This is a genomic window from Bradyrhizobium sp. INPA03-11B (assembly GCF_040446015.1).
GTDB lineage: Bacteria > Pseudomonadota > Alphaproteobacteria > Rhizobiales > Xanthobacteraceae > Bradyrhizobium > Bradyrhizobium macuxiense_A.
In genome coordinates this window covers 1-20957 of the sequence record NZ_JASGSR010000026.1, presented here as the reverse complement: position 1 = coordinate 20957, position 20957 = coordinate 1, and the positions used below count along the sequence as shown (strand labels likewise).

The 20957-nt window shown below is 65.1% G+C and carries 19 protein-coding genes; 6 read left to right on the top strand and 13 right to left on the bottom strand.

The genetic code is table 11. The features are described from left to right. Positions 1-213 precede the first annotated feature (213 nt). Complete coding sequence (locus tag QMZ05_RS13600; RefSeq protein WP_353701261.1) at positions 214-1620, top strand: oligosaccharide flippase family protein; 1407 nt, start codon at positions 214-216, stop codon at positions 1618-1620. A gap of 20 nt (positions 1621-1640) precedes the next feature. Further along, positions 1641-1937, top strand: a complete 297-nt coding sequence (locus QMZ05_RS13595) for a hypothetical protein (RefSeq protein WP_353701206.1) — start codon at positions 1641-1643, stop codon at positions 1935-1937. A 94-nt stretch (positions 1938-2031) separates the two neighbouring features. Here the strand turns inward: QMZ05_RS13595 and QMZ05_RS13590 are convergent, their stop codons facing one another. The 12 genes from QMZ05_RS13590 to cysG form a co-directional block, all read right to left on the bottom strand. Next, entirely contained in the window at positions 2032-2820 is a 789-nt protein-coding gene (locus tag QMZ05_RS13590) for a 3-hydroxybutyrate dehydrogenase (protein ID WP_353701205.1), read from the bottom strand. Positions 2821-2832: 12 nt separating this feature from the next. Continuing rightward, positions 2833-4017 (bottom strand): DUF3734 domain-containing protein, encoded by a 1185-nt coding sequence (locus QMZ05_RS13585; protein ID WP_353701204.1) that lies wholly within the window; start codon positions 4015-4017, stop codon positions 2833-2835. A 163-nt stretch (positions 4018-4180) separates the two neighbouring features. Beyond that, a complete protein-coding gene (locus QMZ05_RS13580) occupies positions 4181-4678 on the bottom strand; it encodes a CAP domain-containing protein (RefSeq protein ID WP_353701203.1) in 498 nt (165 codons plus the stop codon). Between the two features lie 194 nt (positions 4679-4872). Then, complete coding sequence (locus QMZ05_RS13575; RefSeq protein WP_353701202.1) at positions 4873-5922, bottom strand: sulfate ABC transporter ATP-binding protein; 1050 nt, start codon at positions 5920-5922, stop codon at positions 4873-4875. After that, the gene (cysW, locus tag QMZ05_RS13570) at positions 5912-6868 is read right to left on the bottom strand and encodes a sulfate ABC transporter permease subunit CysW (RefSeq protein ID WP_353701201.1); all 957 of its coding nucleotides are present in this window, start codon (positions 6866-6868) and stop codon (positions 5912-5914) included. The genes QMZ05_RS13575 and cysW overlap by 11 nt, the downstream gene beginning before the upstream one ends. 14 nt (positions 6869-6882) lie before the next feature. Continuing rightward, the gene (cysT, locus tag QMZ05_RS13565; RefSeq protein ID WP_353701200.1) at positions 6883-7722 is read right to left on the bottom strand and encodes a sulfate ABC transporter permease subunit CysT; all 840 of its coding nucleotides are present in this window, start codon (positions 7720-7722) and stop codon (positions 6883-6885) included. A 12-nt stretch (positions 7723-7734) separates the two neighbouring features. Further along, on the bottom strand, positions 7735-8724 hold the full coding sequence (locus tag QMZ05_RS13560) for a sulfate ABC transporter substrate-binding protein (RefSeq protein WP_353701199.1): 990 nt from the start codon (positions 8722-8724) through the stop codon (positions 7735-7737). Between the two features lie 245 nt (positions 8725-8969). Further along, positions 8970-9698, bottom strand: a complete 729-nt coding sequence (locus QMZ05_RS13555) for a phosphoadenylyl-sulfate reductase (RefSeq protein ID WP_353701198.1) — start codon at positions 9696-9698, stop codon at positions 8970-8972. Next, positions 9695-10210 (bottom strand): DUF934 domain-containing protein, encoded by a 516-nt coding sequence (locus QMZ05_RS13550; protein WP_353701197.1) that lies wholly within the window; start codon positions 10208-10210, stop codon positions 9695-9697. The genes QMZ05_RS13555 and QMZ05_RS13550 overlap by 4 nt, the downstream gene beginning before the upstream one ends. After that, a complete protein-coding gene (locus QMZ05_RS13545) occupies positions 10197-11852 on the bottom strand; it encodes a nitrite/sulfite reductase (RefSeq protein WP_050425814.1) in 1656 nt (551 codons plus the stop codon). Before QMZ05_RS13545 ends, QMZ05_RS13550 begins: the two co-directional genes overlap by 14 nt. Positions 11853-11879: 27 nt before the next feature. Beyond that, positions 11880-12197 (bottom strand): DUF2849 domain-containing protein, encoded by a 318-nt coding sequence (locus QMZ05_RS13540; protein ID WP_074131355.1) that lies wholly within the window; start codon positions 12195-12197, stop codon positions 11880-11882. Then, on the bottom strand, positions 12194-13645 hold the full coding sequence (gene cysG / locus QMZ05_RS13535; protein WP_353701196.1) for a siroheme synthase CysG: 1452 nt from the start codon (positions 13643-13645) through the stop codon (positions 12194-12196). The genes QMZ05_RS13540 and cysG overlap by 4 nt, the downstream gene beginning before the upstream one ends. A 244-nt stretch (positions 13646-13889) precedes the next feature. On the opposite strand from cysG, the gene cysD reads away from it, so the two are divergent. Together cysD and cysC are read left to right on the top strand one after the other, a co-directional pair. Next, positions 13890-14684 (top strand): sulfate adenylyltransferase subunit CysD, encoded by a 795-nt coding sequence (gene cysD / locus QMZ05_RS13530; RefSeq protein ID WP_353701260.1) that lies wholly within the window; start codon positions 13890-13892, stop codon positions 14682-14684. A gap of 48 nt (positions 14685-14732) precedes the next feature. Continuing rightward, complete coding sequence (gene cysC / locus QMZ05_RS13525; RefSeq protein WP_353701195.1) at positions 14733-16652, top strand: adenylyl-sulfate kinase; 1920 nt, start codon at positions 14733-14735, stop codon at positions 16650-16652. A gap of 161 nt (positions 16653-16813) precedes the next feature. On the opposite strand, the gene QMZ05_RS13520 is transcribed toward cysC, so the two are convergent. After that, entirely contained in the window at positions 16814-17815 is a 1002-nt protein-coding gene (locus QMZ05_RS13520) for an AraC family transcriptional regulator (RefSeq protein WP_353701194.1), read from the bottom strand. An 80-nt stretch (positions 17816-17895) separates the two neighbouring features. Between QMZ05_RS13520 and QMZ05_RS13515 the strand changes: the two genes are divergently transcribed. After that, a complete protein-coding gene (locus QMZ05_RS13515) occupies positions 17896-19125 on the top strand; it encodes an MFS transporter (RefSeq protein WP_353701193.1) in 1230 nt (409 codons plus the stop codon). Between the two features lie 168 nt (positions 19126-19293). Further along, positions 19294-20957 (top strand): malate synthase G (locus QMZ05_RS13510; RefSeq protein ID WP_353701192.1); only part of this gene is annotated, 1664 nt, incomplete at its 3' end.

The window sequence follows — 20957 nt, the reverse complement described above, 5'->3', positions numbered from 1 at the left end:
GCCGGGACCCATACTCCGCGGCCGTAGTTCGAGGCACGCTGCGGGACAAGCTGTGCGTACTAACGGTTCCCGGTGGTTATGGGTCCCGGCCTACGCCGGGACGACCCCGGGCTTGAGAGCATCCCCTCACCCAACCCAATCTTAACGTTTCGTTGATAGATCGGGGGCCATTGCCGCCTTGCGGCGCTTTGGGAATTTTCCGCCTTGGCTGTGATGGAGACACGATCCGGATCCTCTGCCGAATCCTCTGCCGCAACCTCTGCGCCATCGGGCCCGGTCGCACGCGTGCGGGACTTCGTCGCGCGGCTGCTCGGCGGCACCAAGGAGGCGTCGGTCACCAAGCGCCTCGCGGGCATGATCTTCATCATCCGCGTCGTCAGCGCCGCGATCGCCTATCTCGCGCAGATCCTGCTGGCGCGCTGGATGAGCGGCTCGGACTACGGCATCTATGTCTATGTCTGGACCTGGGTGCTGCTGCTCGGCAGCACGATGGATTTCGGCATCGCGCCGTCCTCGCAGAAGATCATCCCGGAATATCGCGCGCGCGGCGACCTCGCCGCGCTGCGCGGCTTCCTCTCCGGCGGCCGCTGGGTGGTGCTTGCCGCCTCCAGCACCGTGGCGCTGCTGCTCGCCGGCGTGATCCATGTCGCCTCGCCCTGGATCGATCCCAACGCGGTGGTGCCGCTCTATATCGGCTGCCTGACCTTGCCGCCCTTCGTGGTCGCCAACACCCAGGACGGCATCTCGCGCGCGCATGACTGGATGCAACTCGGCCTGATGCCGCAGTTCATCGTGCGGCAGGGGCTGATCATCGCGCTCACCGCCGGCGCGCTGGCGCTCGGCCTCAATCTCGGCGCCACCGCTGCGATGATCGCGAGCGCAGCCGCGGTCTACATCGCGGCGATCGGCCAGATGATCGTGCTGAACCGCCGCCTCAAAGCCCATCTCGGGCCGGGCGAGAAGACCTACGACGTCAGGGGCTGGTTTAAGATCTCGCTGCCGATCATGCTGGTCGAGAGCTTCTATCTGTTGCTCGGCTACACCGACGTGCTGATGCTACAGCAATTCCGCTCCTCCGAGGAGGTCGGCATCTATTTCGCCGTGGTGAAGACGCTGGCGCTGGTGTCGTTCGTGCACTACGCGATGGCGGCGACGACGGCGCATCGCTTCGCGGAATACAATGCGCTCGGCGACAAGGACCGGCTGTCAGCCTATGTCGCGCATGCGATCAGCTGGACGTTCTGGCCGTCGCTGCTCGCAACCTTCGCCCTGCTCGCGTTCGGCAAGCCGCTGCTGTGGCTGTTCGGTCCGAAATTCGTCGACGGCTACAGCATCATGTTCGTCGCCGCGATCGGCCTCGTGGTGCGCTCGGCGATCGGGCCGGTGGAGCGCCTGTTGAACATGCTCGGCCACCAGAGCATCTGCGCAACCGCCTACGCGGTGTCGTTCTTCATGAATGTCGGGCTCTGCATGACGCTGGTGCCGCGCTACGGCGGCATGGGTGCGGCCGCCTCGACCTCGCTGTCACTGATCTTCGAGACGATCCTGTTGTTCTACGTGGTGCGCTCGCGCCTCGGCCTGCACGTGCTGGCATTCGGGAAGCGGCGGGCGGTGGCATAGCTTTCGGCCGGACGCGGTATATGATTGCCGCCATGAGCGCCACTGAGCTGAAAGACCTGTTTGATCGCGTCCTATCCTGGCCGAAGGCGGCGCAGGACGAATTGCTATCGATGGCGAACGCGATCGAAAACGCATTTCGGGGCCACCAGCACGTCGCTTCCGAAGTTGAGTTGCAGATATCTGAGGCCGCGATCACATCCATCGAAGTCGCCCCCGACGCCGGCTCCGGCGCGGATGAGGTCGACATCCTGGAGAGCATGAAGCGGCTGGTGGCCGGGAAACAAAAGCCTGCGAAAGAGAGTGGATCGGATGCCTGACGGCAAGCCTGCCGATCATCCCATAGAAAAGCAAAAGCCGGCCCTGATCCAATCAGGGCCGGCTTGTTCTTAACCGCCAACTCGCGGAGGCGAATTACTCCGCGGTCCAGCCGCCGTCGATCGAGTAGTTGGAGCCGGTGATCTGCGCGGCGTCGTCGCTGCATAGGAACAGCGCGAGCGCTGCGACCTGCTCCGAGGTGACGAACTCCTTGGTCGGCTGGGCTGCGAGCAGCACGTCCTTGATGACCTGTTCCTTGGTCATGTTGCGCGCCTTCATGGTCTCCGGAATCTGGTGCTCGACCAGCGGCGTCCAGACATAGCCCGGGCTGATGCAGTTGCAGGTGATCTTGTGCTGCGCGAGCTCCAACGCCGCGGTCTTGGTGAGGCCGGCGATACCGTGCTTGGCCGCAACATAGGCCGACTTGAACGGCGAGGCGACCAGCGAGTGCGCCGAGGCGGTGTTGATGATGCGGCCCCAACCGCGCTTCTTCATGCCGGGCACCGCGGCGCGGATGCCGTAGAACGCCGACGACAGGTTGATCGCGATGATCGCTTCCCACTTCTCCGGCGGGAATTCCTCGATCGGCGACACGAACTGGATGCCGGCATTGTTGACCAGGATATCGACCGAACCAAAGGTCTTCTCGCCGAGCGCGATCATGTCGGCGATCTCGGCCGGCTTGGTCATGTCGGCCGGCGAATAGGCCGCTTTGACCTTGAAATCGGTCTCGATGCCGGAACGCTCCTTCTCGATGTCGGCCGGAACGCCCATGCCGTTGAGCACGATATTGGCGCCGGCGCCGGCGAAGGCGCGCGCATACGCCAATCCGATGCCGCTGGTCGAGCCGGTCACAACGGCGGTCTTGCCTGTCAACGTACCCATTATCGGTCGCTCCTATTTTGCTTGCGGGGGGCTCGATTCAAGGGGCTTGGGTTCGTCCCCCGTGAGATCGTATGTCACCATGGTTTCCCCGGACTGTGGCCGTTCTAGCCATTCTTTGTGACGCATCGACAAATGCACGTCGCGGACGCCCGCGCCCCAGTGCTCGACCATCGCAACATGGGAGAAGTCGTAATCCTTCGAGGAGCTCTCGTAGTTCTTGCTCTTGTAGATCAGGTGAACCACCGTGACGGTGTTCTCCTTGGAAGCCTTGCGCAGCAGTTCGACCGACGGATCGTTCTTCAGATAATCGGGCAGCTTGCCGATCAGGTCGCGCACCGCCATGCGGGCGTTGTGGATCTGCCTGTTCTTGTCGGTGTTCATCCGCGTCCGGCTGGAATAGCGGATGTCCTTCTCGCGCTCGGCGGCCTCCAGCAGCGTCTCCGGTAACGGCCCGCGCGCGCTGAACAGGTCGACCTGGAAGATCAGGAGATCGCGGCTGGTTTCCTCGTCGAGCACGAAATCGAGCGGGGTGTTGGACGCGATGCCGCCGTCCCAGTAATGCTCGCCCTCGATCACGACGGCAGGAAAGCCCGGCGGCAGCGCGCCCGAGGCCATGATGTGTTCGGGGCCGATCTTCTTGCCGCGCTTCTTGAATTCGTAATTGTCGAAATAGCAGAAATTGCCCGAGGTGACGCCGACCGCGCCGACCGACAGCCGCGTCTTCAGATCGTTGATGCGATCGAAGTCGACGAGACGCTCCAGCGTCTTCTTCAGCGGCGCGGTGTCGTAATAGCTCAGCGATTGCGAGCTGCCGGGCGGCCACAGCGGCGCGGGCGGAATCCGCGGCGTGAAGAAGCCGGGCACGCCGAAGGTCGCGATGATGGCGGCAGAGGTCTCGTTGAACAGCGAGCGGGCGCGCTCATGCTTCGAGACCGGATTCCACGGCACCGGCGCCGACACCATCTCCCAGAATTCCTTCAACTTCGGCACGCGCTTGTCCGGCTCGTTGCCGGCGATGATCGCGGCATTGATGGCGCCGATCGAGATGCCGGCAATCCATTCCGGCTCGAAGCCGGCATGACAGAGCGCCTGAAAGGCGCCGGCCTGGTAGGAGCCGAGCGCGCCGCCGCCCTGAAGAACCAGCACCCGCTGCGCTTGCGCGGGCGTCGAGGCCGGCGCGGAATCCGAAGTGTCCATTCGTAACCGTTCGCTCAAAAACGAATTGAGCCGCAACCGTGGCTGCTGTTCGCCGCGCCGTCAATCAGCGAGATAGAGAACTCTTTGTCTGAGCATGATCTTCCCGGAAAACCGCTTCACACTTTTCCGGATCATGCTCGAGATCACGCGGAAGTTATCGAAATCAGGTTGCCGCCAGAATGAGCGTCCAGAACACCTTGTACTTGGTATTGGGAGCATAGACGGCCGCGATGCCCATTTTTGTGACACCGCTTTTGAGCATGTTGGCCTTGTGTGGCGGTGAATCGCGCCACCCCGAAAACGCTTCTGCCAGCGTGTGATAGCCGGCCGAGATGTTCTCGACCGCCACGGTCGCCGGGTAGCCGCCGGCCTCGAGCCGCTTGCCGAGCGGGGCCTTGACGTCATGGTCCATCTTGTTGCGGGCGGCCATCGCCTGCGACTGCTGCTCGGCGAGCCTGGTCAGATCCGGGTCGACCACGACGATGCCGAGGCCATTGTTCTGGCGGTACTGCGAAAACATGATCGCGGCGGCCTGGTTATCCAGGACAGCACCGGGCTGCGCCATGTTGAGATACATCGCCGGTTCTTCCGGGATTTTGGTGTCCGCGGCGCAGCCGGCAAGCACCAGCAGCCCGAACAGGGCGACCGTCGTCCGTTTCACAGGTAAAACCCCCAAGGTTGGCCGGTCGTTGTTGCATACCAACCGTGGCTGAATGGTGAACAGGGGCTAACTTTTGGCCAGCAAAGGCCATCGATCCGGAGGCCGTAGCCCGGATGGAGCGGAGCGCAATCCGGGGCCGGTCGATCCCCAGCACGAAGTCCCGGATTTCGCTGCGCTTCATCCGGGCTACAGAGCTACTCCTGGGCGGCAAAGATCCGGTAGCGGCGGGGTTGCAGCGAGACGATTTCGCCGGCCTGCAGCTCGCGGTCGCGGGGGGCGTCGATCTCGATCACGGTCCTGCCCTCGCTGCCCGACAGCGCCACCTCGGCGCGCTGGATCGGACCGAACGAGCGGACATGGCGGATGGCGCCTTCCAGGGCACCGGTTCCCGCCGGCCCGACCGCCATGTCGTGACGGCGGACGAACAGCTTGGCCGCGCCGGATGCCGCGCCCAGCGCCGGGATGTTGAGCGGCCGGCCGTCCAGCCGCACCGCATCGCCGGCCACGTCGACCGGCAGCACGATGGACTCGCCGATGAAGCCGTGCACGAAGGCGGTCGCCGGATTGTCATAGACGTCGCCGGGCGAGCCGATCTGCTCGATCTTGCCCTTGTCCATCACCACGACGCGGTTGGCGACCTCGAGCGCCTCCTCCTGGTCGTGGGTGACGAAGATCGAGGTGACGTGGATCTCGTTGTGCAGCGAGCGCAGCCATTGCCGGAGCTCCTTGCGCACCTTGGCATCGAGCGCGCCGAACGGCTCGTCGAGCAGCAGGATGCGCGGCTCGATCGCGAGCGCGCGCGCCAGCGCGATGCGCTGCCGCTGGCCGCCGGAGAGCTGGCTCGGATAGCGGTTGGCGAGCCAATCGAGCTGCACCAGATCGAGCAAATTCTTGACGCGAGCGCGGATCGTCGCCTCGTCCTTGCGGATCGCGCGCGGCTGCACACGCAAGCCGAACGCGACGTTCTCGAACACCGTCATGTGGCGGAACAGCGCGTAGTGCTGGAACACGAAGCCGACTTGGCGCTCGCTGGCGCCGCGCGAGAGCGCGTTCTCGCCGTCGATCGCGACCTCGCCCGAGTCGGGCCAGTCCAGGCCTGCGATGATCCGCAGCAGCGTCGTCTTGCCGGAGCCGGAGGGCCCAAGCAGCGCCAGCAGCTCGCCGTCAGCGACCTTGAGATCGACATTGTCGAGCGCGGCAAAGCTGCCGAACTTCTTTACGATATTCTTGACTTCAATCGCCATCGGGCACCTCTGCCTCGTCGAGCCGCCGCTCGAGAATAGTCTTCGCCACCAGCGTGATCAGCGCCAGCATCGCGAGCAGCGATGCGATCGCGAACGACGCGACGAACTGGTATTCGTTGTAGAGAATCTCGACCAGCAGCGGCATCGTGTTGGTCTCGCCGCGGATGTGGCCGGAGACGACGGAAACCGCGCCGAACTCGCCCATTGCGCGCGCGTTGCAAAGCAGGACGCCGTAGAGCAGGCCCCATTTGATGTTGGGCAGCGTGACGCGGAAGAAGGTCTGCAGGCCGGAGGCGCCGAGCGAGATTGCCGCCTCTTCCTCCTGGGTGCCCTGCTCCTGCATCAAGGGGATCAGCGCGCGCGCCACGAACGGGAAGGTGACGAAGATCGTCGCCAGCGCGATGCCGGGCACCGCGAACAGGATGTGGACGTTGTGCGCCTGCAGCCACGGGCCGAAATAGCCCTGCGCGCCGAACAGCAGCACGAAGACCAGGCCCGAGATCACGGGCGAGACCGAGAATGGCAAGTCAATCAGCGTGATCAGGAAGGTCTTGCCGGCGAACTCGAACTTCGAGATCGCCCAGGCGGCGACCACGCCGAACACGAGGTTGAGCGTGACCGAGATCGCGGCAATCAAGAGCGTCAGCTTGATCGCCGCCAGCGCCTCGGGCTCCGCCAGCGCTGCAAAATAGGCGACGATGCCTTTCGAGAAGGCCGAGGCGAACACGACGACCAGCGGCAGCACGACGAAGACGCTGAGGAAGGTGATCGCCAGCGCGATGATGACAAGGCGGATCGGACCCGGCTCGGTGCGCGGGTTACGGTGGGCCTTGACCGGCGTTGCGCGCGCGATCTCGAGCCGCGGCGCCGGCGCGGCCACGCTGACATCGGTCGCGGGCGCGTAGGTCCGCAGCTGCGTGGTCGAGGTCGCCAATCCCGTCTGCATCGACATCTCAAACCTCAATGCACGGGAATGCGGGCCTGCGCCCAGCGCTGCAGCCGGTTGATCAGGAAGATGATCAGGAACGAGGCCACCAGCATCACGACCGCGATCGCGGTGGCATCGGCGTAGCGGAATTCGGACAGCCGGATCACGATCAGCAGCGGCGCGATCTCGGAGACGTTGGGCAGGTTGCCGGCGATGAAGATCACCGAGCCGTACTCACCGATGGCGCGGGCAAAGGCGAGCGCAAAGCCGGTGAGCAACGCCGGAATCAAACTCGGCAGGATGACGCGGAACACCGTGTGCCAGCGATTGGCGCCAAGGCTTGCTGCGGCTTCCTCGATCTCGGGATCGAGGTCGATCAGCACCGGCTGCACCGTGCGCACCACGAAGGGGATGCCGATGAAGATCATCGCGATGAAGATGCCGATCGGCGTGAAGGCGACCTTGATGCCGAGCTCGGCGAGCGGCGCGCCGAGCCAGCCTTTCTGCGCGAACAGCTGGGTCAGCGCGACGCCGGCGACCGCCGTCGGCAAGGCAAAGGGAATGTCGACGATCGCGTCGAACAGCCGCCTGCCCGGAAACCGGTAGCGCACCAGCGCCCAAACGATAATGGTGCCCATCACCAGATTGACGCAGGCGGCCGCGAACGACAGCCCGAACGAAATCTTCAGCGCGTTCAGGGTGCGGCGGCTGGTGACGATGCCCCAGAACTGATCGAGGCTGAGCTCGAACGTCTTGAGAAACAGCGCGCCCAGCGGAATCAGGATGATGACGGAGAGCCATGTCAGGGTCAGTCCCATGGTGAGACCGAACCCCGGCAGCGTACTGCGTCGTGCGACCGCTATGCTCACCATCCCCCCTGTCGATCAGTTCTTGTAGATCTGATCGAAGATGCCGCCCTCGGCGAAGTGCTCTTTCTGCGCCTTGGTCCAACCACCGAAAACGTCATCGATGGTGAAAAGTTCAACCTTGGCGAAGGATTTTTCGTACTCCTTGGCGATCTCGGGATCGCGCGGCCGGTAGGAGTTACGCGCGGCGATCTCCTGGCCTTCCTTGGTGTACCAGTACTTCAGATAGGCTTCGGCGACGGCGCGGGTGCCCTTCTTGTCGGCGACACTGTCGACGACGGCGACCGGCGGCTCGGCGAGGATCGACTGCGGCGGCGCCACGATCTCGAACTTGTCCGCGCCGAATTCTCGCAGCGCCAGGAAGGCCTCGTTCTCCCACGCTAGCAGCACGTCGCCGACACCGCGCTCGACGAAGGTCACGGTCGAGCCGCGCGCACCAGTGTCGAGCACCGGCACATTCTGGTAGAGGTCGGCGACGAACTTCTTCGCCTTGTCGGCTGAGCCGAACTTCTTCTGCGCATAGCCCCAGGCAGCGAGATAGTTCCAGCGCGCGCCGCCCGAGGTCTTCGGGTTCGGCGTGATCACGGCAACGCCGGGCTTGATCAAATCGTCCCAATCCTTGATGCCCTTGGGATTGCCCTTGCGGACCAGGAACACAATCGTCGAGGTGTAGGGCGAGGCATTGAGCGCAAGGCGCTTCTGCCAGTCCGCGGCGATGAGACCCTTGCCGGCGATCGCGTCGATGTCATAGGCCAGCGCCAGCGTAACGACGTCAGCCTGCAATCCGTCGATCACCGAACGCGCCTGCGAGCCCGAGCCGCCATGCGACTGCTTGATCTCGACGCTCTTGCCGGTGTCCTTCTGATAGGCCGCCGCGAAGGCCTTGTTGAAGTCGACATAGAGCTCGCGCGTCGGATCGTAGGACACGTTGAGCAGCGAATAGTCGGTCGCGAAGGCCGAGCTCGCCCACAACAATCCCGCAACCAGCGGCAGCACACGACGGATCATTTTCGGTCTCCATTCAACCTGAGAATGTCAGGGAACACGCCAGACATAACTCACGGTGAAGTGGCCTGAAGTCAACGAAACCGGTTTTCTTTGTTTTCAGCGGCGCAGCGCGCTTGTGCTACGAAGCCGCCGCGGTGCGAAGGCTTTGTCACGTCGCCAAACCGCAATGAAACGTCATCGCGATCTGGCGCGTTATCTGAGCATGATCTTTTCGGAAAACCGCTTCGCACTTTTCCGGATCATGCTTACGACATCTTCATCGTGTGGATGCCGCATTCGGTCTTGGCGCGGCCACGCCAGCGGCCGTCGCGTGCATCCTCGCCGGTTGCGGACCGGCTCGAGCAAGGCATACACCCGACCGACTGATATCCCGATGCGACAAGTGGATGCGGCGGCAGCTTGCCGAGCGCGTAGATCGCCTCGATCTCCTCGCGCGAGACATGGGCGAACGGATTGAATTTCAGCCTGGCACCGTCGTCCTCGACGACAGGGATTTCAGTGCGGGCGCCGCCCTGGAACCGCTTGCGGCCGTTGATCCAGCCGGCGAACGGCTTCAGCGCACGTGCCAGCGGCTCGACCTTGCGGATGCGGCAGCAGGCGTCGGGATCGGTGAACCACAGCTCGCGATCCGGATCCTGGCGCGACAACGCGTCTTCGTCAGGCTTGATCGAGCGCACATCGGTGAGGCCGAGCGTCTTGATCAGCGTGTCGCGATAGGCCAGCGTCTCCTCGAACAGCCAGCCGGTATCGAGGAACACCACCGGGATCGCCGGATCGACATCCGCCATCACCTTGAGCAGCGCGGCGGACTCGGTGCCGAACGACGACACCAGCGCCAATTTCTCGCGGCCGATCGTCCGCAACGCGGCCGCGATCACCTCGGCGGGCGATGCGGTGCGCAGCGCGCGATCGAGCTCATCGGCCGCGGGCAATGCGACCGGGGCCGCCGGAAGCTGTCGTACGAGCGTGCTCACTGGCCGGCGCTCTCCGAATGACGCAGCTGCATGCGGCGGTTGAGCGCGGTGACGCGGCCGTCGCCGGTCGGCTGGTAGAACACCGAATAGCGCTTCATGGTCTGGGCGAACGCATCGGCGTCGGCATCCTTCTTCACCTCGAAGGCGTCGAAGCCGGCGCGGGTCATGAACACGAACTGGTCGCGCAGGATCTGCCCGGTGGCGCGCAGCTCGCCGTCATAGCCATAACGCTCGCGCAGCAGACGCGCCTGGCTGTAGGCGCGGCCGTCGCGGAAGGTCGGAAACACCAGCGCGACCAAGGCGAGGCGATCGAGATGCGGCACGAGATCGTCGAGATTGCGGTTGTTCGGCCAGAGCACGCCCAGCTTGCCGGGCCGGCGCAGCAGCGCCTCGGGATCCGCGAGAAAACGCTCGGCCGTCGCCAGCACCGCGCCGTCGCCCGGCAGCTCGGCGCCGTCGGCGACATGCACGAACAGATCGGTCGTGATTCTTCCCTGCTTAACGAGTGGCATAGACGCGCTCCCTGATCGGCTCGACGCCCAGACGCTTCACCGTGTCGACGAACAATTCCTCGGGACGGTCGCGCAGCGCGAGATAGGCTTCGACAATGTCTTCGATCACGTCGGCGACTTCCGCATAGGGAACGGCCGGGCCGATCAAGGTGCCCAACTGCGCGTTCTCGTCGGCGCGGCCGCCGATCGTGATCTGGTAGAATTCCTCACCGTTCTTCTCGACGCCGAGAATGCCGATGTGGCCGACATGGTGATGTCCGCAGGCATTGATGCAGCCGGAGATATTGATGTGCAGCCGGCCGATCAGGTCGGCGGTGTCGTGGTTGGCGAAACGGCGCGTCAGCTCCTGCGCGATCGGGATCGAGCGCGCATTGGCCAGCGAGCAGTAGTCCAGCCCCGGGCAGGCGATGATGTCGGTGACCAGGTTGACGTTCGGGGTCGCGAGGCCGAGGCGATCGAGCGCCTTGAACAGCAGCGGCAGGTCGCGCTTGGCGACGTGCGGCAGCGCCAGGTTCTGCTCATGGCCGACGCGGATTTCGCCGAACGAATATTTGTCGGCGAGGTCGGCGACCGCATCCATCTGCTCGGCGGTGGCGTCGCCGGGCGGACCACCGACCGGCTTCAGCGACAGCGTCACGATCGAATAGCCCTGCACCTTGTGCGCCGACACCGAGTTCTTGCGCCAGCGCTCGAACAGCGGATCGTGCGCGGCCTGCTTCAGCTCGTCCGGCATATGCGGCAGCTTTTCGTAAGCCGGATAGGAGAAGCGCGAGCGGACCTCCTCGATGGCGGCGTGATCGAGCGTCAGCCCGACATCGCCCATCGCCTTCCACTCCTCCTCGACCTCCTTGGCGAACTTCTCGATGCCGAGCTCATGCACCAGGATCTTGATGCGCGCCTTGTAGATGTTGTCGCGGCGGCCGTACTGGTTGTAGACCCGCAGGATCGCCTCGATGTAGCTCAGGATGTCACGGCCGGGAACGAACGGCTTGATGGTCTTGGCGATGAACGGGGTGCGGCCGAGGCCGCCGCCGACCAGCACCTCGAAGCCGGTCTCGCCGTCGGCATTCTTGTGCAGGCGCAGGCCGATGTCGTGGATCTTGATCGCGGCGCGGTCGTGCTCGGCCGCGGTGATCGCAATCTTGAACTTGCGCGGCAGGAACGAGAATTCCGGATGCAGCGTGGTGTGCTGGCGGATCAGTTCCGACCAGATCCGCGGATCCTCGATCTCGCCGGGCGCGACGCCGGCCCACTGGTCCGAGGTGACGTTGCGCATGTTGTTGCCTGAGGTCTGCATCGCATGGATGCCGACCTCGGCGAGATCGGACAGCGCGTCCGGCAGCTCGGCGAGCTTGATCCAGTTGAACTGGATGTTCTGCCGCGTGGTGAAGTGGCCATAGCCGCGGTCGTAGCGGCGCGCGACATGGGCGAGCCGGCGCAGCTGCTTCGACGACAGCGTGCCGTAGGGGATCGCGACGCGGAACATGTAGGCGTGCAGCTGCAAGTACACGCCGTTCTGCAGGCGCAGGATCTTGAATTCGTCCTCGGTGAGCTCGCCGGAGAGGCGGCGCTTCACCTGGTCGCGGAATTCCGAAACACGCTCGTTGATCAGCGTGCGGTCGAGTTCGTCATAAGCATACATGTTCGATGAGCCCTAACGCGGCGCGCCTTACGCGGGAACCTGGAGATCGATGGTGACGCCCTTGGCGCGGATATGTTCGCGGAGATTGCCCGGCTTGACCTTGCCGCCGTCCTTGAGCTCGACCGGCGCGATATAGGGGCCGACCGCGCCGACGTCGTCGGCGGTGGCTTCGGCCAGCAGCGCGCGGGCCTCGTCGGACGTGGTCACGATCGCGGAGTCGGAGAGTTCGGTGGACCAGCCTTGCTTGGCGGTTCGGTACACCACGGCGCCGTCCCAGGTCCGGTTGGCGGTGACCATCGAGGGGCCCGTGATCCTGATTTTCTTCTGTTCAAGCGGAGAGGTCATTCGGCAGCTTTCAGCAGTTCGGAGAACATCTGGTTGGAGAACAGTTGGGTGACGTTGGATCGGCTCCACGGCGCGGAATGCGCGACCACGTCGCCGATGATGAGAACAGCGGGACCGCGGTCGACCTGTTTGACCAGTTCGGGCAACCGCGCCAGCGTGCCGACCGCAGCCTTGGCATCGGGCCGCGTCACGCGCGCGAACACGCCGACCGGCGTTTCGGGAGAGCGGCCCGCGGCGAGCATGCCTTCACGGATCGCGGGTGCGGCGGTCATGCCCATGTAGACGACGACGGTCATCTTGGTGTCGGTCAGCACCGACCAGTCGACGACTTCGGCATCGCGCGCCTTGTGCGCGGTGAGGAAGGTGATGCGCAGCGCCTCGTGCCGGAAGGTCAGCGGCACCTCGAATTGCGCGGCCGCGCCGAGACCGGCGGAGACGCCGGGAATAATGGAGTACGCGACGCCGGCGTCGCGCAGCGCCTCAATCTCCTCGCCGCCACGGCCGAAGATGAAGGGATCGCCGCCCTTCAGCCGCACCGCACGCTGGCCCGACTGCGCCGCCTCGATCATCAGGCGGTTGGTGGCGTCCTGGCCGATGCCGGGCTTGCCGACGCGGCGGCCGACCGGAATCCGCGCCGCATCGCGCCTGACGCGGTCGAGAATTTCGGGTGACACCAATTCGTCATAGAACACGACGTCGGCATCCTGCAGCGCACGCAGCGCCTTCACCGTGAGCAGATCCGGATCGCCGGGACCGGCGCCGACCAGCGTCACATGACCGACGGCCTTGCCTTCGCTATCTGCACCGGCGAATGCGGCGGGATCGCTGATCGCGTTCAGTGCCTGCTCGGCTTCGTCCTTGCGGCCGGCCAGCACCAGCGCGCCGATCGGGCCGTCGATGATGCGCTCCCAGAAGCGGCGGCGCAGCGGAAACTCGTCGATGCGGGCATGCATCGCCTTGCGGAAGTGGCCGATGAAGCCGGCGAGATCGCCGATCCGCGCCGGCAGCACGGCTTCGATCTTCTCGCGGATGCGGCGCGCCACCACCGGCGACGTGCCACCGGTGCCGACCGCGACCACGACATCGCCGCGATCGACGATCGCGGGCATGATGAAGGTGGAGTGCACGAGGTCGTCCATCACGTTGACCGGCAGGCCAATCGCCTTGGCGCGCACCGACATCGCGACACCGACCTCGCCAGCGCCGGCGCAGAGCACGGCGATGACATCGGAGAGATCGGCGGCGAGCGGATCGCCCTCGGCACGCTCGATGCGCGCGGCGTCCTCCGCCGCGATACCGGCGAGCTCATGATCACCGTCGGTCGCATACCAGCGAACCGCGGCGCCGGCGGCTGCGAGCAGCCGCAACTTGGCGCGCACGAGCTCGCCCGCTCCAACGAGCAGCACCTTGCCGCTTTGCAGATCCAGAAACACTGGCAGATATCGCATCAGACACTCGCTTCCCCAATTTGGGGGTTGACTGAAATTATTTTCTATTTATCTCTCGATCAAGCCCGGCAAAGAGAAAATTATTTCTTCTCTATTGCAGCGCAACTTTAGAATTTTCAACTCCACAGGCCAAGGCCAAGAGATGCATCTTCTCGACAACGAATCTGTCGCTGCCGGAACGCGGTCCGCAGCCCTTGCACAAGCATCTTCCGTGCCGGGAATTCCGGTCGCTCAGCCGCCGTCGATGGACCATCTCGACGAACTGGAGGCGCAGAGCATCTACATCCTGCGCGAGGCGTTCGCCCGGCTGAAGAAACTCGCGCTGCTGTGGTCGCTCGGCAAAGATTCCAACGTGATGATCTGGCTGGCGCGCAAGGCGTTCTTCGGCCGCGTCCCGTTCCCGGCGCTCCATGTCGACACCGGCAAGAAGTTTCCGGAGATGTATGCGTTCCGCGATCGCTTCGGAAAGGAATGGGATCTCGATCTGCGCGTCGAGCCCTGCCCGCCGATCGACGCCGTCGACCCCACTCTGCCGCCGGCGGCGCGTTCCGCTGCGCGCAAGACCGAGGGGCTCAAATGGGCGCTCAACAAATACGGCTTTGACGGATTGATCGCCGGCATCCGCCGCGACGAAGAGGCGACCCGCGCCAAGGAGCGCGTGTTCTCGCCGCGCGGCGTCGAGGGCGAATGGGACGTGCGCGACCAGCCGCCGGAGTTCTGGGATCACTTCAACGCCTCGCCGCCGCAAGGCGCGCATCTGCGCATCCATCCGATCCTGCATTGGACCGAGGCCGATATCTGGGCCTACACCAAGCGCGAAGGCATTCCGATCATCCCGCTCTATCTCGCCAAGGACGGCAAGCGTTACCGCTCGCTGGGAGATCAGGACATCACCAACCCGGTCGCCTCCACCGCCTCCAACATCGACGAGATCCTCGCCGAGCTCGACGCCACCAAGATCCCGGAGCGCGCCGGCCGCGCGCTCGACCACGAGACCGAGGATGCGTTCGAGCGGCTTCGCGTCGCCGGCTATCTCTGATCACCCCCGAAGCAATCAGTTGGCTTTCCACTTCGCGCGAGCGTTCCGATGAACATGATCCTTCCCACCGCCTCGATCTCGGCAACGCCCAACGGCACCACCCGGCCGCAGGTACGCATCGTCATCGTCGGCCATGTCGACCACGGCAAGTCCACCCTGGTGGGCCGCCTGCTGCATGAGACCGGCAGCCTGCCGGACGGCAAGCTCGAGATGCTCAAGGCGGTCAGCGCACGGCGCGGCATGCCGTTCGAATGGTCGTTCCTGCTCGACGCGCTGCAGACCGAGCGCGACCAGGGCATCACCATCGACACCACCCAGATCCGCTTCCGCACCCGCTCGCGCGACGTCGTGCTGATCGACGCGCCCGGCCACGCCGAGTTTTTGCGCAACATGATCACCGGCGCCTCGCAGGCTGACGGCGCGGTGTTGATCATCGACGCGCTCGAAGGCGTCCGCTCGCAGACGCGGCGGCACGGCTATCTGCTGCACCTGCTCGGCGTGAAGCAGGTCGCGGTGGTCGTCAACAAGATGGACCGGGTCGATTTCAGCGCGGCGCGATTCAACGAGATCAGCGCGGAAATTTCGGCACACCTGATCGGCCTCGGCGTGACGCCGACCGCGGTGGTCCCGATCTCCGCGCGCGACGGTGACGGCGTCGCCGAACACACGCCGCGGATCGAATGGTACAAGGGACCGACGGTGGTCGAGGCACTCGACGCGCTCGAGCCGGCAAAGCCGCTGGCGGAGCTGCCGCTGCGGCTGCCGGTGCAAGCGATCTACAAGTTCGACGACCGCCGCATCGTGGCGGGCCGTGTCGAGTCCGGCTGCCTGAAGGCCGGCGACGAGATCGTCATCATGCCGACCGGCAAGATCGCGAAGATCAAGACGGTCGAGAGCTGGCCGGTGACGCCGGTTGGCGGCCCGCAGGGCGCCGGGCGTTCGGTCGGCATCACGCTGGACCGCGAATTGTTCCTCGAGCGCGGCGACATCATCGGACATTCCGGGCAGAGCCCGCGCGACACCCGCCGCATCCGCGCGCGGATCTTCTGGCTGCACGACAAGCCGCTGACCAAGGGCGAGCAGATCCTGATCCGGCTCGGCACCAAGGAAAGCCGCGCCACTGTGGTCGCGATCGAAAAGGCGATCGATCCCGGCGCGCTGTCCAACGAAGAAAACACCGCGATCGCGCGCAACCATGTCGGCGAGATCGACATCTCGCTGGCGCAGCCGGTCGCGACGGATCCCTACACCGACAATCCGCGCACCGGCCGCCTCGTGATCGAGGTCAATGGCCGCATCGCCGGCGGCGGCCTCGTGCTGTCGGTCGACGCCGGCCGGCCCGCGGTGCCGATCGACATCGTGCCGGTGGAGTCCGCACTGCGGCCCGACGAGCGCTCGGCGCGCTACCACCACAACGGCGCGGTGATCTGGCTGACCGGCCTGCCCGGCTCGGGCAAGTCGACGCTGGCGCGGGCGCTGGAGCGACGCCTGTTCAGCAATGGCGGCTCGCCGATCCTGCTCGATGGCGACACCTTCCGCGCCGGGCTCAACAGCGACCTCGGCTTCTCGCCGCAGGATCGCACCGAGAACATCCGCCGCCTCGCCGAGGTCGCGACCCATCTGGCGCGCAACGGTCATATCGCGATCGTCGCCGCGGTGTCGCCGTCGGCGACCGACCGTGCCGCGGCACGCCGCATCGCCGATAGCGCGTTCCGCGAGATTTATGTCGCCACCCCTGCCGAGGTCTGCGAGACCCGCGATCCCAAGGGCCATTACGCCAAGGCGCGCTCCGGCGCGCTGCAGGGCTTCACCGGCATCGGCAATGATTATCAGCCGCCGGCCGGCAACGAGCTGACCATCGACACCTCCAACCGCTCGGTCAGCGATGCCACCGACGAGATCGAGCGGATGTTGGCCACCACCGGCATCCTGTTCGACGAACTGACCGACCTCGCGGCGAATATCTGATTCACCCGTCATCGCCCGGCTCGACCGGGCGATGACGTATTCCAGAGACAGCAACTTCTGAGCCGATGAGCCGCGGCGTACTGGATGCCCCGCTTGAAGCGGGGCATGACGGCGGTGTGTGAAACGAGAGGCGCGTCGTCACGCGACCGCTTCGCGCGCAGCTACTCCGCCGCGCGGCGGCTTCCGGCCGCGTGCCGCACCATCCCCGGCGATTGCCCGGTGATGCGCTTGAACGCGCGGCTAAAGGCCGCCTGCGACGCATAGCCAAGCCGCTGGGCGATCACATCGATCGGTTGGCGCTCATGCTCGATCCATTGTGTGGCGAGGCGCATGCGCAGCTCGGCAAGGTAGCGCAGCGGCGATTGCCCGGTCATTGACTGGAAGCGCTCGGCAAACAGCGAGCGCGAGCAACCCGCCTCCGCGGCCAATTCAGCGACAGTCCAGTTGCGGCCGGGAGCGCGATGCAGCGCGCCGATCGCGCGGCCGAGACGCGGATCACGCAAAGCTTCGAACCAGCCGATGGCGTTGTCGCCGCCGCATTCGACCCAGCCACGCACGATCGACGCAGCGAGAACATCGGCGAGCCGCGCCATCACGCCGACGGAGCCGGCCCGCGGCGTGCAGGTCTCCCGCTCCATCGCCTTCAACATCGGCTCAATTTCCGGCTGGCGCGCAAGCAGCGTGTCGACCCGCATCACCTCCGGCATCAGGGCGATCAGCGGGCGCATGCCGCCAAGATCGAAATTCATGCAGGCGCTGAAGACCAGAACCTGGTCGTCCTGCGGGCATCCTTCAGGGCAGGCCGACGTCACATCGACATTGCCGCAGAGCGTCTCGGTCGCGAAACGCTCGACGTCGCAACTCGGCTCATCCGGGGCCGAGACGAGGTCATGCGCACCGCCGCGCGGCAGGAAAATCGCGTCACCGCATCCAAGGGTAAGCAACGTCGCATCGGCGTAGCGCAGCAGCGCTGTGCCATGGGCGACGAAGTGGAATTGCGCGCGTCCATACGGCGTGTCGAAGCGGAAACCGAACGGCGCCCGCGTCTCGACCCGACGGTAGTGAACGCCCTCGAGCCGCATGCCGAGCAGCAATTCGCTCACCAGATCGACGGCGGCGTCGGTCGTGTCGGCGGCAGACGATCTGGACGAACGATCAAACATTCGGGTGTTTATGGCATAGATTGTCCAAAACCTCCAGCCTATGTCTGCGGCGGTGCAACATAAGATGGAAGTTTCGGTCGATGGATCAAGAACTGGACCCCGCGCTGGCGCACGCCGATGCCGTTGCGCTGACGCCGGGCGACGTCGCTCTCGAGGTCGGTGACAGGCCCTCCTGGGGCGCCGTCGTCGCAATGATGCTGGGCGTGACCGCACTTCTCACGGCGGAGTTCCTGCCGTCCGGCGTGTTGACACCGATGGCGAGGGACCTCGGTGTCAGTCCGGGTCTCGCCGGTCAGGCGGTGACCGCGACCTCGCTGGCCGGCCTGGTCGGCGCGTTGTTCACGCCGAGGCTGACACGCAGCTTCAACCGAAAGCCGGTGCTGCTGAGCTTTTCGATCCTGCTGGTCATCTCCAACCTGCTGGTGGCGCTGGCGCCGAACATCACGTTCCTGCTCGCCGCGCGGATCGTGCTTGGCCTCGCCATTGGCGGCTTTTGGGCGATGGCGGCAGCGACGACGATCAGGCTGGTGCCGCCCTCGCTGGTTGCGCGGGCCTTGTCGATCGTGATGAGCGGCATCCCCGCCGCGATGATCATCGCCGTTCCGCTTGGCAGCTATCTCGGCGAGGTGGCGAGCTGGCGCATCGTGTTCCTGCTCGCAACTGCATTGGGCGCAGCCGTGTTCGTCATCCAGGCGCTGGCCTTGCCGCGCTTGGCCCCGAGAGGCGAAGCCGGGCTCGACACCCTGATCGACATCCTGACACGGCCGGGTATCGGCGCCGGCATATTGGCGGCAACGTTGGTCTTCACCGGACACTTCGGCTATTTCGGTTATATCCGCCCGTTCCTTGAAAGCGTGACCGGGCTTGGCGCTGCCGGCGTCGCAGCCACGTTGCTCGCCTTCGGCGTCGCCAACTATATCGGCTCCTTCGTCAGCGGGCTGATGGCCGAGCGCAAGCTCAAGTTCACGCTGATCGCGATGCCGCTGGCGATCAGCGTGCTCGGTCTGTTGCTCTCGGTCTATGGCAAGGACCTCGTTCCCGCGCTGGCGCTGGTCGCACTCTGGGGATTCGCCTTCAGCGGCGTGCCGGTGGCGACGACGACCTGGATCACCCGCATGGTGCCCGACGAGACCGAAAGCGGCACCGGACTGACGGTGGCCTCGATCTTCCTCGGCATCACCATGGGCGCGGCGGGTGGCGGGCTTGTGCTCGATATGATGGGCGCGGCGGCCGTGTTCGTGGCGGGCGCAATTCCCCTGGTGCTCGCTGCATTGCTGATCGCCACCAAGGTACGGACCAGGGCGCCCTGACCGCGCCCTTCAGCGCGGCTGCCCGAGCCGCGCTTGGGAAAAGGGGGCCTTCTCAGAGCCGTGGCTTTAGGGCTAAAAGGGCCGTGAACGCGGCCCTTTGGCGCGTTTTTTTGCTGATTTCTTGCGAAAGCAGCCCCTAAGCGCCCCATTTCTTTGAGAAAGCCCATCATGACTCGTGTCGATGCCCATGGATTGAAGATCGCCCCTGTCCTGTTTGATTTCATCGCCAAGGAGGCGACACCGAAAACCGGGATCGCGCCGGACGCGTTCTGGGCAGGACTCGCCGCCATCATCCAGAAGCTCGGCCCGAAGAATCGCGAACTGCTCGCGGTCCGCGACGCGCTGCAGGCCAAGATCGACGACTGGCATCGCGCCAACAAGGGCAAGGCGTTCGACATCAACGCGTACACCGCGTTCCTCAAGGACATCGGCTATCTGCTGCCGGAGCCCGCGACCCACAAGGTCGAGACCGCCAACGTCGACGAGGAGATCGGCAAGATCTGCGGCCCGCAGCTGGTGGTGCCGCTGACCAACGCCCGCTACGCGCTGAACGCCGCCAACGCGCGCTGGGGCTCGCTGTACGACGCCTTCTACGGCACCGACGCGATCCCGCATGATCCGAGCGAGGCTGGCCGTGGTTACAACAAGGCCCGCGGAGACAAGGTGATCGCGAAGGCCAAGGCGTTCCTCGATGCCGCCGTGCCGCTGGCGACCGGAAGCCACACCGACGTGACGTCCTATGCCGTGATCGCCGGGCAGCTCTCGGTCAAGCTGAAGAGCGGCAATTCGACCGCGCTGAAGAACGGCGCGCAGTTCGCCGGCTATCTCGGCGATGCCGCCCAGCCCACCGCGATCCTGCTCGTCAACAACGGCATGCATGTCGAGGTCAAGATCGACCGCAGCAACGTCATCGGCAAGGACGATCCGGCCGGCGTCGCCGACATGATCCTGGAATCGGCGGTCTCCACCATTCTCGACATGGAAGACTCGGTCGCCGCAGTCGACGCCGAGGACAAGGTGCTGGTCTATCGCAACACGCTCGGCCTGATGAACGGCACGCTGTCGGCCGATTTCGACAAGGGCGGCAAGACGCTGACGCGCTCGCTCAATGCCGACCGCGTCTACAAGAAGCCCGACGGCAGCGAGCTGAAACTGCACGGCCGCAGCCTGCTGCTGATGCGCAATGTCGGCCACCACATGTTCACCGACGCGGTGCTCGACGCCAAGGGCGAGGAAATCCCGGAGGGCTTGCTGGACGCCGCGGTTGCCGGCCTGCTCGCGATCCACGACCTCAAGGGCAATTCCAAGGTCAAGAACAGCCGCACCGGCTCGGCCTATATCGTCAAGCCGAAGATGCACGGCCCCGACGAGGTGACGCTAACCTGCGACCTGTTCGCCGAGGTCGAGAAGATGCTCTCGCTGCCGGAAAACACGCTGAAGGTCGGCATCATGGACGAGGAGCGCCGCACCACGGTCAACCTCAAGGCCTGCATCCAGCGCGCCTCCAAGCGCATCATGTTCATCAACACCGGCTTCCTCGACCGCACTGGCGACGAGATCCACACCTCGATGGAAGCGGGTCCGATGATCCGCAAGAACGACATGAAGGCGCAGCCGTGGATCAAGGCCTATGAGGACTGGAACGTCGACAACGGCCTGATCGACGGCCTGCCCGGCCATGCCCAGATCGGTAAGGGCATGTGGGCCGCGCCCGACAAGATGGCGGACATGCTGGCGCAGAAGATCGGCCACCCGCAGGCCGGCGCCACCACCGCCTGGGTGCCGTCGCCGACCGCGGCCACGCTGCACGCCCTGCACTACCACCAGGTCAA